We start from the raw sequence: 12537 nt of genomic DNA, 5'->3' as shown, positions 1-12537 counted from the left end.
TCTCCCGCTTTTTTATTGAGCAGTCATCGCTTGCTTACGCGATCATGGCCTTATGCGCAATCTGATCACCGGCGGTGCCGGCTTTCTTGGTTCTCATTTGGTCGACCGCCTCATGCAGGCCGGAGAGGACGTGATCTGTCTTGACAATTATTTCACCGGAAGGAAAAGCAATATCGCCCATTGGATTGGCCACCCTAATTTCGAACTGATCCGTCACGATGTCACTGAACCGATCAAGCTTGAAGTTGACCGGATCTGGCACCTAGCCTGCCCTGCATCACCCATCCACTATCAGTTCAACCCAATCAAAACCGCCAAGACGAGTTTTTTGGGCACTTACAACATGCTGGGCTTGGCAAGACGGGTCGGAGCCAGGCTTTTATTAGCCAGCACCAGCGAAGTGTATGGCGATCCAGAGGTGCACCCTCAACCCGAAAGCTACCGGGGTTCCGTGAATCCCATTGGAATTCGCAGCTGTTATGACGAAGGCAAGCGTATTGCCGAAACACTCTGTTTTGACTACAAACGCATGCACAACACGGAAGTGCGGGTGATGCGCATTTTCAACACCTATGGGCCTCGCATGCTTCCCGATGATGGTCGCGTCGTGAGCAACTTCATCGTTCAGGCCCTCAAAGGCATGCCGCTAACACTCTTTGGTGACGGATCACAGACTCGTTCATTCTGCTATGTCGATGACCTCATCGAAGGAATGATCCGCTTAATGAACAGCGAGCACACTGGACCAATGAACATTGGCAATCCAGACGAATTCACCATTGAAGAGCTCGCCAGGATGATTCGCGATCGCATCAACCCAGAACTAGAAATCGTCAAAAAGCCTTTGCCAGAAGACGACCCTCTGCAGCGTCAACCTGTTATCAGTCTGGCCAAGCAAACGCTTCAATGGAAACCAACGGTTTCTCTCTCAGTTGGCCTTAAGCGGACCATCGCCGATTTTCAATCGCGAATCAAAGGAGACAACAAAAAAGAAGCGTCTCATTTGAAGAACTGAGCAGACGATCAATCAGCCTTCTCCATCTTCACTCCCGCCAGATCACCGGCCCCGCTCTTGGCCTCCAGAGCCTTCTCGAGGCCCTCGATGTCCTCATCGGTGATCTTGGTCTGCATCGGGCAATGCTTGGGACCACACATCGAGCAGAACTCTGCCTGCTTGTAGATGTCTGCCGGCAGGGTTTCGTCGTGATACTCCTTGGCGCGCTCAGGGTCGAGTGACAACTCAAACTGCTTGTTCCAGTCGAAGTTGTAACGCGCGCGGCTGAGTTCATCGTCGCGGTCGCGGGCACCGGGACGGTGACGGGCGATATCTGCAGCGTGGGCTGCGATCTTGTAAGCGATCAGGCCTTCACGCACGTCTTCCGCGTTGGGCAGACCGAGGTGTTCCTTGGGGGTGACGTAGCAGAGCATCGCCGTGCCATGCCAGCCAGCCATGGCCGCGCCGATCGCTGAGGTGATGTGGTCGTAACCAGGGGCGATATCGGTGACCAGGGGGCCGAGCACATAGAAGGGTGCCTCGTTGCACTCCTCCATCTGCTTTTTCACGTTGAACTCGATTTGGTCGAGGGGCACATGACCTGGACCCTCCACCATCACCTGCACGTCGTGGGCCCAGGCCCGGCGCGTGAGTTCACCCAGGGTTTTCAACTCAGCCAGCTGCGCCGCATCCGAGGCATCGTGCTGGCAGCCAGGGCGCAGGGAATCCCCGAGAGAGAAGGTGCAGTCGTAACGCTTGAAGATCTCGCAGATGTCGTCAAAGCGCGTGAACAAAGGGTTCTGGCGGTGGTGATACAGCATCCATTGGGCCAGGATCCCGCCGCCCCGGCTCACGATGCCGGTGAGACGTCCCTTCACCTTGGGCAGGTGTTCGATCAGCAAACCCGCGTGGATGGTCTGGTAGTCCACCCCCTGCTGACAGTGCTTCTCGATGATGTGCAGGAAATCGTCCTCATCGAGCTTCTCGATCGAGCCGTGCACGCTCTCCAGAGCCTGATACACAGGCACCGTGCCGATCGGAACCGGTGAGGCCTCGATGATCGCCGTGCGCACCTCATCAAGGTTCACACCACCGGTGGAGAGATCCATCACGGTGTCGGCGCCGTACTTCACCGCCAACTTCAGCTTGTTCACCTCCTCGGCCGCATCCGAGGCATTGGGGGAAGCGCCGATGTTGGCGTTCACCTTGCACTTGCTGGCGATGCCGATCGCCATCGGCTCCAAACCGGTGTGATTGATATTGGCCGGGATGATCATGCGGCCCCGCGCCACCTCCTCCATCACCAGCGACTCGGGCAGATTCTCACGCTTGGCCACATAGGCCATCTCTTCCGTCACCACGCCCTGGCGGGCGAAGTGCATCTGAGACACATTGCCCTGTCCGCGGCGGGACTCAACCCAGGAAGCGCGCATGATTCGTTCAGCAAGAGAACTGCCAGGAGCCGACCCAAAAGCCGCAGATCACGCGTATTCACTTCCCTTGCGCCGGCATGACCCGGATCAGGTTCGGAGGGTGTGATCTCAGCCCAGGCCTCCAATGAAGAAGACCACAGGCACCCCTAGTGGTTCTCAAAAGGTAGCAATCGTTAGGGAAAGCTGGGGGTCATCCCCCTTGAAGACCATTAAGCGCCGCAGCTACCACCCTGTGGTCCTGGTCCTGCTGCAAGGGCTGGAGCAGAGCGCGGGCCTGCTCGCCGATGGGGATGCCCTGGGACTCCCGCACGATCCGCCCCAGAATTTCAGCCCCGCTCACCCGCACGGTGCCGTCGCCATCGGCGATAGCGATCTCGGCCAGCTCCAACAGCCAGGCCAGGTTGATCTCCGGTTGTTCCGCAAGGCCGGACAGAATGCTGCAGCGCACCAGCCAGGCGCCGTCGGCTGCAAACGCAGCGCGCAGCAACGGCCAGGAACGAACCACGCCGTAGCTCACCAGGGCATTGGCGGCCTCGGCTCTCACATTGGCGTCCTCATCACTGCCGAGCAGCTGCTCCAGCACGGTCCAGCCCTGGTCAGTGCGTTTGTAGCCCAAGCCACTGCAACTCAGAGAGCGCACCAGAAACGCTTGCTGCTGCGTTCCAAGCACCAGCAGGGGCACGGCCTCCTCATCGCTGCAGAAGCGCAGCTGGGTGAGAGCGGGCATCGCCCGGGTTGGATCCCCGGAGGCAATGGCCTCCCTGAGGGCGTCGAGATCCGGGGCGTCCCCCGGGGGGGTCTGGGGGCTGGATGCCATTGGGTCAGGACTCCTCGAAACGATTGCTGCGCAGGGCCACCAACAGCCGATGACGCCGCCGCCGCCGGCCCACCACGGCATGGATCACCAGGCCTGCGCCCACCAGAATGGCAGGGAGAGACTGCAATTTGTCGGCACCCTCCCGTTGCAGCAGGGCCACCACACCCAGCAACACCAACAGCGGAGCTGCCAGCGACAGCAGCACATGCAGGCGGGTGCGGGGTGGCCGGTTCATGCCGGAGGCTCCCAGGCCAGAAGCGTCGAAGTCAGCACCCGGATTCCCACAGCCAGACAGGCTTCATCCGGCAGAAAATGACCGTTGTGCAGCGGTGCACAGCCCTCAGGCCCGGCCACCCCCAAGCGGAACATCGTGCCAGGCACACCCTTGAGCAACTCGGCAAAATCCTCGGCTCCCAGGGAGGGCTGCTCCAGCCGCAACACCTGCGACGCCCCCAGCTGCTCGATGGCGCAGCGCTCCAACAGAGCCGTGAGGGCCACGTCGTTGTGCACCGGAGGCGAGATGCAGCGGTAATGCACCCGAGCCGTGGCGCCGAAGCCCGCGCACAGAGCCTGCACGGTGTCTTCGATCCAGGCGGGCAACCGGTCGTGCACATCGGTGCAGAGACAGCGCACCGTGCCGAGCAGACGCACCCGATCCGCGATCACGTTGAAGGCCTTCCCCCCTTCAATGAGGCCGAAACTCACCACCACCGGATGCAGGGCATCGAGCCTGCGGCTGATCGCTTCCTGCAACCCGGTCACCACCCGCGAAGCGATCCAGATCGCATCCACCGATTGATGCGGACGGGCGCCATGCCCCCCCTCCCCGATCACTTCGATCTCCAGCTCGCCCGCAGCGGCCGTCAAGCTGCCGCTGCGCACACCGATGCTCCCCGCCGGCAGGGATGGGAACACGTGCACACCAAAGAGCCCTTGCAGGCCATCCGTGGCTCCGGCCTCGCGCATCCAGCGCGCCCCCTGGGCCAGTTCCTCCGCAGGCTGGAACAGCAAGCGCAGACCCACGGGCGGCTCCGGCTCTTCGGCCAGCAACCGGGCCACCCCCAGACCGATGGTGCTGTGCAGATCATGGCCGCAGGCGTGCATCACCCCCTGACGACGCGAGGCGTAGGGCAGGTCCGTGCGCTCCTCCACCGGCAGGGCGTCCATGTCCACCCGCAACCCCAGCTTGGGGCCCTGCTCCGGCCCGAGATCCGCCACCACACCGGTGCGGCCCACGCCCTCGCGCACCCGCCAGCCGGCCTCCCGCAGAGCACCGGCGAGCAGGGCCGCGGTCTGGTGCTCCTCGCCGCTGAGCTCGGGATGGGCATGCAGATGGCGGCGGAAGTCGATCAACTCCGGCAGCATCGCCTCGAGGCGCTCAGGCCAAGGCAACGAAGAGCTCATGACACCTCCAGGGCGAGAAAACGCTCGAGATCAGCGATCGGTGTCGGCGGCCAGCGCCGCACCTGGGCCAGCCAGGCCGAATCCCGGTAACTGGGATCCAGTCCGGCAGCCGCCGCCCAATGGCTTTCGGCTTCGCCGCGGGAGCCCTCCCGCCAGAGCAGAGCGCTGAGGGCGGCACGGGCATCAGCAAACAACGGATAGCGGCGAATGAGATTGCGCAGCTGACGCTCGGCTTCCGCAAGATCCTCAAGCTGGTAGAGGGCCAGGGCATCACTGGAGCGGGCCATGGCAAAACCGGGGCGGGCATCGGCGGCCTGGCGATACAAACGCTGGGCTTGGGCCCAGTCGCCCTCCGAGCCACGCACATTGCCGAGGTTGTAAAGCGCCGAAGCATCGAGAGGATCACGCTGGAGGATCCAGTCGTAATCCGCCGCGGCCTCAGGCCAACGCTGGAGGGCTTCCTCAGCAGTGCCCCGATTGAGATGGGGATCGGCATCCTCTGGTGCCAAGGCAATCGAGCGGGTCTGATCGGCGATCGCCCCCTCAGGATCCCCCAGCATCAAGCGGATGTTGCCGCGGTTGCTCCAGGCGGCGGCATCCCGCGGCGCCAGCTCCAGCACCTGATCCCAGAGGGGCAGCGCCGCCTCCGGATCGCCCTGGCGGCTCAGGCTCAAGGCCCGCTCGAACAGGCGCGGCAGGTCCCCTGCCTCAGGATCGCCTGCCGCCATCACAGGCCCTGGCAGAAGCAGAAGGGCCAGCAGCACCAGCAAGGTCAACCAATTGCGCAATCGCGTCATGCCACCTGCTCCTCAAGGTTTGGCCAGCCCAGGTGGCCCCTGCCGGCGGCAGTCACCACCCGGCCCCGGGGGGTGCGCTGCAGAAAACCGAGCTGCAGCAAATAGGGCTCAACCACCGATTCCAGGGTGGCCGGGTCCTCACCAAGGGCGGCCGCCAGGGTATCGAGGCCGGCGGGACCACCGCCATGGGACTGCAGCAGCAGTTCCATCAGGCGGCGATCACTGGCATCCAACCCCCGACCATCCACGCGATGCAGGGTGAGAGCTTCATCCACCAGTGCTTGATCAATGCAACCCTCACAGGCCCGCACGCAGGCAACGTCGCGCACCCGGCGCAATAAACGGTTGGCGATGCGGGGGGTGCCCCTGCAGCGGCGGGCAATCTCCGTACAGGCCGCTGCACTGAGTTCAAGATTGAGCAAGCCGGCAGCTCGTTCCACGATGGCCTGCAGATCCTCCAGGCCGTAAAACTCGAGCCGTTGAATCAGCCCGAAGCGATCCCGCAACGGCGAGCTCAGAGCCCCGGCCCGGGTGGTGGCTCCCACCAGCGTGAAGGGAGGCAGGTCGAGGGCACGGGTGCGCGCCGTGCTGCCCTTGCCCACGGTGAGATCCAGGCGGCGGTCCTCCATGGCCGGATAGAGCAGCTCCTCCGCCACCCGGCTCAGCCTGTGAATCTCATCGATGAACAGCAGATCCTTGGGCTGCAAAGTCACCAGCAATCCCACGATGTCGCGGGGGCGTTCCAACGCCGGTGCACTGGTAATCCGGCAGGTCACCCCCAGCTCTTCGGCGAGCACCATGGCCATGGTGGTTTTGCCCAGGCCGGGGGGGCCATAGAGCAACACGTGATCCAGGGCCTCGCCGCGGCCGACGGCCGCTTGAACGGCAATGCCTAACACCTGCTTCAGCTCCCGCTGACCGATGTAATCCGCAAGCCGCTTGGGCCGCAGGCTGTCCTCCTTGGCTCCAGCCCGTCCTGGATCGAGGTCATCCCCCGCCTGCCGAGACCCGTCCACCACCCGATCCGGGACGCGATCCGGCTGCGAACGCTGGGATGCGGCGTTGGAGGAAACGATCGCCATGATGGAAGGGTACCGACCCCTGGATAGGGTCGGGGAATCAAGCGGCTGAGAGGCCTGAAGGTGGATGGCCAAAGGAGGAGGCAAGAAGAGTGCTGCTGCTGCGCGCGCCGCAGCCAACCGGCTGCTGGCTGATAACCGCCTGGCCCGGCATCAGTACGACATCCTTGAAACGCTGGAAACCGGCATCGAACTGGTGGGCACCGAGGTGAAATCGATCCGGGCCGGGCAGGCCAACCTGCGGGATGGGTTCTGCCTGATCCGCAATGGAGAGCTGCAGCTGCACAACGTGCACATCTCTCCCCACACCCATGCCAGCGGGTACTTCAACCATGACCCGCTGCGGGTGCGTCGCCTGCTGGCGCACCGGCGCGAGATCGACAAACTGCGCGGCCAGCTTGACCAGAAAGGACTGGCGCTGATTCCCCTGAACCTGCATCTGCAGGGCTCCTGGATCAAGCTCACCCTGGGCCTGGGAAAGGGGCGCAAACTCCACGACAAGCGCGCTGCAGAAAAAGACAAGCAGATCAAGAAAGAAACCCGAGCAGCACTGTCTCGTTACTGAATCGACACGAGAAAGGAACTAGTCCGTGTCAGGGGCCGGGGCCTGGTCTTCGGTCGGCTCATCAAACCCTTCAATTGTCGGGGTGACGTCCATGACCGGCGGCATGTCCACCCCTGCCGGCTTCGGCCCGGGCGGTTCAGGCAAAGTTTCCACGGGCCCCTCGGCCCCGGTGGCCGGGTCGGGGATGGGATTGAGATCCACATCGGGCAGGGGCTTGGGCTCCGGGAGATCCGCCCGGCAGGACAGGGTGAGCAACCCCGAGGACACACCGTCATTGGTGACCAGCACCTGCACCGGCGATCCAGCGTCTTCGCTGAGAGTCACCACCCGCAGCGGCCCGCGATCCGCCGCCACCTCCCCGTCGGCGCCGTACACCGTCATCTGCATCAACGGTGTGCCGTTGATGCCCAGCACCAACCGTCGGCCAGCCGGGACGGTGATCGAAATCAAGCGGGCCCCACCGGCGGACACCCGGCTCGAGAGCACGGTGGGCGCGCCTGCACGGGCTTTCACCGCTTCGATGCGCACATCCTCCAGGCTGCGCAGTGCGGCTGCAAACCACAGCTGCCGGAACGGTTCCGGCGGCTTCACCCCCGTGGCCACACCGGGCAGAAGCGTCTGCGCCGACGCACTCACCAACTGCTCCACCACCCGGGCGTTCACCCCCTGCTGCACGAGCGCCTGGCGCTGCTTCTGCCAGTCGGCATCCTTGAGCCGGCCCAGTCGGGCGCGCAGCATCGGCGGAAGCTGCTCCACCCGGGCCAGCCATTCCTCAGCCAGCTCATTCCAAACCTGCCTGAGCGGGGCATCCTCGAGGGAGTCCGTGGGCAAGCGGCCATTGCGCTCCGGGAAGCGGGCCAGCAGGCTGGCATCCACCAGCTGCAGAAACCAACTGCGATCCACTTGCAACGCCCTCAAGCGGCTCAGAAGTTGCTGGCGTTGATCCACCTCCGCCGGGGGAAGGCTGGCGGTGGGAGAGCGACCGATCACGTCCCGCTCGGTTGATGGTGCGGATCCAGGGGGATTGCCGCGACTGAGAAGAAACCATCCGATCGCCGTCCCGACCAGCGCGGACACCAACAGGGCAGCCACAACTGGCCAGAGCCTTCCCTCCGCGGCCTGCTGACGCTGTTCAGCGCGGGGACGGGGCCGCTCAGCGGCGGCGGCGGCCGAGCCCAGGGGCGGCAGGTCTGGAGACGCTGGCTGCGATGGTGGCGGCGCCTGGGGTGCTGCCTCCACCACAACCGGTGCCAGCACCAGGGTGCGGTCCGCCCGAGGCTGGGGACCGGTGGACTCGGGCATGGTGACCCGCTGCAACGCTTTCAGCGCCTCGCTGGCGGTGGCAAAACGCCGATCCCCCTGCTCCGACAGCAGGCGTTCCAGCACCGTGCGATACGGCGACTCGAGATCCAGATCCGCCGGCAACATCCAGTCGTCGGCTTCAGACGCCAGGAGCTGTTCGGGTGGGCGGCCGCTCAGCAGGGTGAGAGCGGTAACCCCCAGGGCATGCAGATCCATCCAGGCCGCAGCGGGCTCCTGCCGCCCCTGGGCTCTGGGGGCATAGGCCGCTGAAGCCCCGGGAATCGGCTGCTCACCGCTGCGCTGAAGCAAACCGAAATCGATCAACACCGGCAGACCGTCCTGGTCACGCCGGAGCAGATTGCGGGGGTTGAGATCCCCATGCACCAGCTGCTGGCCATGCAGCACGGCCAGAGGCGGCAGCAGCTGCCGCAGCAGCAGCAGCATTTCCCCAGGCCCGAACACCAGCTGGCGCTCCAGACGCTGCGCCTGAATCTGCAGCAGGCTGGATCCCTCCTGCCACTCGCGCACCAGCCACAGGCTGCCCTGCTCTTCAAGCAGCCCACCGAAGCGGGGGATCTGGGGATGCAGCACCGACTGCATCGCTGGCCACAACGCACGGATGCGCTCTGAAGCCTGCACATCCCGGAGCTGACGCACCGCCACCGGCGCTCCGGCGGCCATCTGATCCGCTGCACACCAGAGCGCCCCCTGGGGGTGATCTGGATCCGCAGACAGGCAGCGATCCAGGCGGTACCGGTCAGCCAGCAGGGTGCCGATCACAACGTGGAGACAGTGGTGGGCTGATGGTAAGGGCAGTGTCCTGCTGACACCGGGGTGGGGAGCCCCTAAGGTCACCGCCAATGCGCCCACCTGCCATGGCTTCCGGCACGCTTCTGAACCGGCTGATGGCCGTGCGGCATGCCAGCGAAGTCCTGATCGAGCCGCTGGACACCGAAGACCTCAACCTTCAGGGCATGGCCGATGCCAGCCCCCCCAAGTGGCATCTGGCCCACACCACCTGGTTCTTCGAAACGTTTGTGCTGCGGCCCCACCAGCCGAGTTATGAACCGGCCGACGCCCGCTGGAGTTACCTGTTCAACTCCTATTACGAAGCCGTCGGTCCTCGCCAACCCCGTCCCCAGCGGGGCCTATTGAGCCGTCCGCCGATGCGGGAGGTGAGCCAGTGGCGAACCCGGGTGAACGAGGCCCTCGAGCGCCTGCTGGAGAGCAGCGACGACGCGCCCTGGCTCCACCTGGTGGAACTGGGACTGCAGCACGAGCAGCAGCATCAGGAGCTGATGCTGATGGATCTACTCGACGGCTTCAGCCGCCAACCGCTCGAACCGGCCTACCGAGCGGACTGGCAGGAGCCCGCATCCAACGTCAGCGATGGCGAGCACCCCAGCTGGCTGGCCTGCGCAGGCGGCCTGGTGGAGGTGGGGCATGGGGGATCCAGCTTTCACTTCGACAACGAAACCCCCCGGCACCGGGTGTGGCTGGAACCGTTCGAGATCGCCGATCGCCTTGTGACCAATGGCGACTATCTGCAGTTCATCCACGCGGGTGGCTATGAGCGCCCCGAGCTCTGGATGAGCGAAGGCTGGGCGGAATGCTGCCAACGTGGCTGGCGGGCACCCCGCTACTGGCGTGGGGATGCCGCCGGCGAAGGATCCTGGCGCTGGGAGTTCACCCTTGGAGGACGCTGCCCCCTGGCGGAGTACAGGCCGGTGCGCCACCTCAGTTGGTTTGAAGCGGATGCCTACGCCCGCTGGGCCGGGGCTCGTCTGCCCAGCGAGGCGGAATGGGAACTGGCCAGCCGCACCCTGGGCGAGCAGCTCAAGCAAAGCCACGGCGAGCTCTGGCAGTGGACATCGAGCCCTTACCGCCCTTACCCGGGATTCCAGGCGGCCAGCGGTGCCGTGGGCGAATACAACGGCAAGTTCATGACCTCCCAATTCGTGCTGCGGGGCAGCAGTCAGCTCACACCCAGGGGCCATTCCCGCGACACTTATCGCAACTTCTTTCCCCCGGCCAGTCGCTGGATGGCGGCAGGCCTGCGCCTGGCCCGATGACCACGCTCACGCCTTCGAAACCGGAGCTGATCGATCTGCATCCGCCGGCAGCGGACATGCTCCGGCTTGTGCGTCAGGGCCTGCAGCAGGATCCACGCCAGCTCCCCGCCTGGTTCCTCTACGACGCGGAGGGGTCACGGCTATTTGATCAGATCTGCGACCAGCCCGAGTACAGCCTCACGCGCACGGAGATTGGGCTGCTGGAGCGTTCGGCTGCAGAAATCGCCACGGCCCTGGGAGACGGGGTGATCGTGGAGTTCGGCGCTGGCAGTGCCCGCAAGGTCGGCCCCCTGCTCAACGCCCTCCAACCCTCCGCCTACGTCGCCCTCGACATCAGCGCCGACCATCTCCGCCAGGCCACAGCCGCACTGCAAACGCGCTACCCGGGCGTGCCCATGCTGGGCATCTGTTGCGATCACAGCGAACTGAAAGCCCTTCCGAAGCATCCTCTGCTGCAGGGCCAGCGCCGAATCGGCTTTTTCCCGGGAAGCTCCCTGGGAAACTTCACACGCTTGGAGGCTGTTGCGCTGCTGCGGCGCTTCCGCCAGCTGCTCGATGGCGGGCCCCTGCTCCTGGGCCTCGATCAACCCAAGACACCCGAACGGCTCGAGGCGGCCTACGACGATGCCGCCGGCGTGTCCGCCGCCTTCGCTCGCAACCTGCTGCATCGGTTGAACACGGAGCTAGGGGGCACATTCGACCCCGAGCGTTTCCGCTATGAGGCGCTTTGGCAGGCCGCCGAGCACAGAGTGCGTATGGCCCTGGTGAGCCGGAAGCCTCAGTCGGTGTCGATCGCCGGTGAGTGCTGGCGTTTCGCTGCCGAGCAACCGCTGGTGACTGAATACAGCGTGAAATACACACCGGCCATGGCCCGCGCCCTGGCCGCGGAAGCGGGCTGGTGTTGGAGGCAGCGCTGGCACGACCCGGCGGACGATCTCTCCCTGCACTGGCTGGACGCGGCAGACTGAGACCAGCAGTGGAGCGAGGCACCGCCATGGGTCGAGAAGAGCAACGGCGCACGGTGCGACTGCAGCGGGAATCGCTGATTGAGGAGCTGGAGACGGTGTACCGGCAAGCCTTCGAGAAGCTCAGCGAGCTGGAGCTCGGGGACGGGTCGGTGGCCCGACTCACCCAGCTGCTGCTGCGCTCGCGGGATGGGGCGATCACCCCCCTGCAGGAAGAGATTGAAGCGCCCCTGATCACCCGGGCTCCGGATGCGATCGTCCAAGAAGCTGTGGACTAATGGCTCCGACCTGGCTGGATCAACTGGAACGCAACCTGGAGGATCGGCTCAATGCCTTTCTCAAGGCCAACCCGGATCAGGATCGCTTGCTGCGCGAACAGCATCTGCAGGACCGCCAGCGTGACCTGAACCGTCGCCGGGATCAGATGCAGAGTCAGGCCAAGGACCTGCGCCGGCAGCTCTTATCCCTGGCGGAACAGGTTCAAGCCTGGGGTGAGCGCAGCCGCAAGGCTCGTGCTGCTGGGGCGCAGAAACTAGCGATACGCGCTGAAGGCCACGTGCAGACGTTGATGGAGCAGGGCCGGGATCTCTGGAGTGAACTGGAGACGCTCGGCCGCGAGTTTCAAGGCCTGGATCGGCAGATCAGCGATCTACGCCGACAGGCCTCAAACCCATCGAAAGGGCGAAGCCTGGATGAAGACTGGGCCCTCTTCGAAGCAAGACAGGAACTGGAAGAGCTCCGGCGCCGCCAAGGACTCGACTGATCGCCACCTTGATCAGGCTGCCAACTTGATCAAGCCTTGGGCGCGGGGGGCTCCAGGCTCACGTTCTCCGGCGGAGGCGTGGGATCGGGATCGGCGATCAGCATGTGCTGCAGCACGATCTCTGGGCGCTCACTGTCGCGCCAGCGAATCCGGTAGGCGGGCATCTTGGTGCCCCGGCTGGTGGTCTGTTCCACAGGCTCCATTACCCAGCCGCGGCGGGAACGGCCCTGGGGATTGCGCTTGACCACCGCATCGGCGTGCTTGAAGCGGAAACCTACGCGCTCACCACTCATGGGAAAGGGACCATGCCACTGTGGACCATTATCCACCCCGAGGGTGCCCAAGC

General features: G+C 64.6%; 14 protein-coding genes and 1 riboswitch. Of the genes, 6 read left to right on the top strand and 8 right to left on the bottom strand.

Going from position 1 to position 12537, the window contains the following annotated elements:
* Positions 1-52 precede the first annotated feature (52 nt).
* A complete protein-coding gene (locus SynMEDNS5_RS00645) occupies positions 53-1015 on the top strand; it encodes a UDP-glucuronic acid decarboxylase family protein (RefSeq protein WP_186583854.1) in 963 nt (320 codons plus the stop codon).
* Positions 1016-1023: 8 nt separating this feature from the next.
* Here SynMEDNS5_RS00645 and thiC read toward each other — a convergent pair whose 3' ends face one another.
* From thiC to ruvB, 6 genes are all read right to left on the bottom strand, one after another.
* On the bottom strand, positions 1024-2427 hold the full coding sequence (gene thiC, locus SynMEDNS5_RS00640; protein ID WP_186583853.1) for a phosphomethylpyrimidine synthase ThiC: 1404 nt from the start codon (positions 2425-2427) through the stop codon (positions 1024-1026).
* A gap of 46 nt (positions 2428-2473) precedes the next feature.
* A riboswitch (TPP riboswitch) is annotated at positions 2474-2585 on the bottom strand.
* Between the two features lie 32 nt (positions 2586-2617).
* Positions 2618-3244 carry a HEAT repeat domain-containing protein gene (locus SynMEDNS5_RS00635; protein ID WP_186583852.1) on the bottom strand — a complete coding sequence of 209 codons (627 nt, stop codon included), beginning with the start codon at positions 3242-3244 and terminating at the stop codon, positions 2618-2620.
* Positions 3245-3248: 4 nt separating this feature from the next.
* Positions 3249-3479 carry a DUF3188 domain-containing protein gene (locus SynMEDNS5_RS00630; RefSeq protein ID WP_186583851.1) on the bottom strand — a complete coding sequence of 77 codons (231 nt, stop codon included), beginning with the start codon at positions 3477-3479 and terminating at the stop codon, positions 3249-3251.
* Positions 3476-4648 (bottom strand): amidohydrolase, encoded by a 1173-nt coding sequence (locus SynMEDNS5_RS00625; protein WP_186583850.1) that lies wholly within the window; start codon positions 4646-4648, stop codon positions 3476-3478. Before SynMEDNS5_RS00625 ends, SynMEDNS5_RS00630 begins: the two co-directional genes overlap by 4 nt.
* Positions 4645-5445: a tetratricopeptide repeat protein gene (locus SynMEDNS5_RS00620; RefSeq protein WP_186583849.1), complete on the bottom strand. Its 801-nt coding sequence runs from the start codon at positions 5443-5445 to the stop codon at positions 4645-4647. Before SynMEDNS5_RS00620 ends, SynMEDNS5_RS00625 begins: the two co-directional genes overlap by 4 nt.
* Positions 5442-6527 carry a Holliday junction branch migration DNA helicase RuvB gene (gene ruvB, locus SynMEDNS5_RS00615; RefSeq protein WP_186583848.1) on the bottom strand — a complete coding sequence of 362 codons (1086 nt, stop codon included), beginning with the start codon at positions 6525-6527 and terminating at the stop codon, positions 5442-5444. The genes SynMEDNS5_RS00620 and ruvB overlap by 4 nt, the downstream gene beginning before the upstream one ends.
* Before the next feature lie 64 nt (positions 6528-6591).
* Here ruvB and smpB point away from each other — a divergent pair, with 64 nt between their 5' ends.
* Positions 6592-7089, top strand: coding sequence for an SsrA-binding protein SmpB (smpB, locus tag SynMEDNS5_RS00610; protein ID WP_186583847.1), 498 nt, complete (start codon positions 6592-6594; stop codon positions 7087-7089).
* Between the two features lie 18 nt (positions 7090-7107).
* Here the strand turns inward: smpB and SynMEDNS5_RS00605 are convergent, their stop codons facing one another.
* Positions 7108-9171 (bottom strand): protein kinase, encoded by a 2064-nt coding sequence (locus SynMEDNS5_RS00605; protein ID WP_186585761.1) that lies wholly within the window; start codon positions 9169-9171, stop codon positions 7108-7110.
* Between the two features lie 95 nt (positions 9172-9266).
* Between SynMEDNS5_RS00605 and egtB the strand changes: the two genes are divergently transcribed.
* The 4 genes from egtB to SynMEDNS5_RS00585 are packed head-to-tail and all read left to right on the top strand — an operon-like array spanning position 9267 to position 12191.
* Positions 9267-10463 carry an ergothioneine biosynthesis protein EgtB gene (gene egtB / locus SynMEDNS5_RS00600; RefSeq protein WP_186583846.1) on the top strand — a complete coding sequence of 399 codons (1197 nt, stop codon included), beginning with the start codon at positions 9267-9269 and terminating at the stop codon, positions 10461-10463.
* The gene (gene egtD / locus SynMEDNS5_RS00595; protein WP_186583845.1) at positions 10460-11431 is read left to right on the top strand and encodes an L-histidine N(alpha)-methyltransferase; all 972 of its coding nucleotides are present in this window, start codon (positions 10460-10462) and stop codon (positions 11429-11431) included. Before egtB ends, egtD begins: the two co-directional genes overlap by 4 nt.
* A 26-nt stretch (positions 11432-11457) precedes the next feature.
* Entirely contained in the window at positions 11458-11706 is a 249-nt protein-coding gene (locus tag SynMEDNS5_RS00590) for a hercynine metabolism small protein (protein WP_186585760.1), read from the top strand.
* The gene (locus SynMEDNS5_RS00585) at positions 11706-12191 is read left to right on the top strand and encodes a hercynine metabolism protein (protein ID WP_186583844.1); all 486 of its coding nucleotides are present in this window, start codon (positions 11706-11708) and stop codon (positions 12189-12191) included. The genes SynMEDNS5_RS00590 and SynMEDNS5_RS00585 overlap by 1 nt, the downstream gene beginning before the upstream one ends.
* A gap of 29 nt (positions 12192-12220) precedes the next feature.
* On the opposite strand, the gene SynMEDNS5_RS00580 is transcribed toward SynMEDNS5_RS00585, so the two are convergent.
* The gene (locus SynMEDNS5_RS00580) at positions 12221-12484 is read right to left on the bottom strand and encodes a hypothetical protein (protein WP_006042532.1); all 264 of its coding nucleotides are present in this window, start codon (positions 12482-12484) and stop codon (positions 12221-12223) included.
* Between the last annotated feature and the right edge of the window lie 53 nt (positions 12485-12537).

This window comes from Synechococcus sp. MEDNS5 (genome assembly GCF_014279875.1).
In the GTDB taxonomy this organism is placed as follows: Bacteria; Cyanobacteriota; Cyanobacteriia; order PCC-6307; family Cyanobiaceae; genus Synechococcus_C.
This window is presented reverse-complemented; position numbering and strand designations above follow the sequence as displayed.